The 2,185-nt window shown below is 80.5% G+C and carries 2 protein-coding genes; one reads left to right on the top strand and one right to left on the bottom strand.

Going from position 1 to position 2,185, the window contains the following annotated elements; all coding sequences use genetic code 11:
* Nucleotides 1–430: DNA-binding transcriptional regulator (locus EF903_RS31890; RefSeq protein ID WP_148142635.1), on the bottom strand; the 430-nt coding region annotated here is incomplete at its 3' end.
* A gap of 128 nt (nt 431–558) precedes the next feature.
* Between EF903_RS31890 and EF903_RS31885 the strand changes: the two genes are divergently transcribed.
* On the top strand, nt 559–2,185 hold a 1,627-nt coding region (locus tag EF903_RS31885; RefSeq protein WP_125548446.1), incomplete at its 3' end, for a DUF6350 family protein.

The following is a 2,185-nucleotide window of genomic DNA, read 5'->3' as shown; positions in this document are numbered from 1 at the left end:
GGTGGCGGCGGGGAGGGCGGGGGGGGGGGCGTGGCGGGGGGGGGGCGGCGGGGGGGCCGGCCGCGCGGGCGCGGCGCGCGGCGCGCCGCGGGGCGCGCGGGGCGGCGGCGCGCACGTGCGGGCGGGGGGGGGCGCGGCCGGGGGCGGGGGGGGGCGGGCCCCGCGCGGGGGCGGCGGGGGTCTCGCAGCGGCGCGGCCCGGGGTCGGATCCACCGCCGGAGCCGTCGGCGCCGCGCGCCAACAGCCGCACGTACGCGGCCCGCTTGCGTCCGCGCGGGTGCGTGCGGCCCGCCTCCCAGGAGCGGACGGCGGCCCCGGAGACCCCCAGCCGCTCCGCGACCTGTTCGCACGTCAGGTCCGCCGCCTCGCGGAGCCGGCGGCGGTCCTCGGGCGAGGGGAGCCCGGCGGGCTCCCCGGTGCTCTCCGTCATGCCACACTCCCCGCGCCTGGCCGACCGCAGCAAACCTGCACGAAAAAGTACATAAACGTATATTGAGCGACACAACGGACATTCGCCTATTACCCACCCATAGCGCGTGTCGTTGGCACCATGGCGCTGTGACCCAAGTGACCGACCGCGACGCGCCGTTGCCGACCGCGCCGCGCCACGCCGCCCCCAGGCGCAACCGTTCGCCCGAGGCCGCCGCCTGCGTGTTCGGCGGGGCCGTCGCCGCCGGGCTGGGCCTCGGCTTCCTCGCCGTCCTCGTGATCGTCCTGTGGATCAGCTCCCCCTACCCCGACAGCGGGCCCGGCGGGGCCCTGCACCTGGCTGCCGGTCTGTGGCTGCTGGCCCACGGCACCGAACTCGTCCGCTACGACACCCTCTCCGGCGTACCCGCACCCGTCGGGGTGACGCCGCTGCTCCTGATCGCCCTGCCCGCCCTCCTCATGCGCCGCGCCGCGCGCCTCGGCAGCGCCTCCGGCGACGGCAGCGACGGGGACGAGGTACTGCCGGCGAGCGTCGTCTTCTCCGCCGTGCTCTGCGGCTATCTGGGCGTGGGCTGCCTCGCCACCGTGTACGCGGCCGGCGGCCCCATGCCCGCCGACCCCCTCAGCGCCGCCTGGCACGTCCCCCTCGTGGCGGTGCTCGCCGCGGCCGCCGGGGTGTGGGCGGCGAAGGGCCGCCCGCTCGGCCCGCTCCCGCGCCGGGTCCCCGAGGTGCTGCGCCGGGCGGTCGTCCGGCCCCGGTACGCCGTCGCGGTCCGGGCCGGGACGGCCGGGGCGCTCTCCCTGGCCGGCGGCGGGGCGCTGCTCGTCGGCCTCTCGCTGGCCTGGCACGGCAAGGAGGTGGAGGGGGCGTTCCTGGCGCTGACCGGCGTGTGGTCGGGCCGCTTCGCGGTCCTGCTGCTCGCGCTCGCGCTGCTGCCGAACGCGATGGTGTGGGGCGCGGCGTACGCCCTCGGGCCCGGATTCGCCCTCGGCGGCGGCGCCACCGCCACCCCGCTCGGCTTCGAGGGGGCGCCCGCCCTGCCCCGGTTCCCGCTGCTGGCGGCGCTCCCGCCGGAGGGGCCCGGGACCGCGCTGACCTGTGCCACGGCGGCACTGCCGGTGGCCGCCGGACTGGTCGTGGGGTGGTTCGCGGTACGCCGGGCACGGGAGGTGCGGCGCTCGGAGACCGCGCTGACGGCGGCTCTGGGAGCCCTGGTGTGCGGGCTGCTGATGGCGGGGCTCGCGGCCGTCTCGGGCGGGCCGCTCGGCTCGGGCCGGCTGGCGGAGTTCGGGCCGGTGTGGTGGGCGACCGGCGCGGCCGCCTTCGCGTGGACGCTCGTGCCCGCCGTACCCCTGGCCGTGGCGGTGCACTCGTGGCGGACGCGGCCCGTGCGGAAGGCCGCCGAGGTGGAGGAGGAGGCCCTCGCCGCAGGCGACGAGTGGCACACCGGCGGCGGGCGGGAGGTCCGCTGGGAGGCGCTGCGGCGCACGGCGGGCACGCTGGTCCCGGACCTCGGCCCGGCACCGCAGGCGCCGTCGGCGGAGCCGTCCGGGGGGCCGTCCGCGGCGCCGTCCGCCCCGGCGCCGGACACGCCGCCCGGGGGCCGCACCCGCCGCCTCACGGTGGTGGCGGGCCCCGGCATCGACCTGCCCGCCGCCCTGGCCCGCCCGGCCCCGGACGCCGCCGCCCGTGAGGACCGGGCTCCGGCCGCCGCCGCGGCGGCATCCGCCCCGGCCGCCGGCCTCCCGCCCGGGC

Source organism: Streptomyces sp. WAC05292, from assembly GCF_003949955.1.
GTDB lineage: Bacteria > Actinomycetota > Actinomycetes > Streptomycetales > Streptomycetaceae > Streptomyces > Streptomyces globosus.
This window is presented reverse-complemented; position numbering and strand designations above follow the sequence as displayed.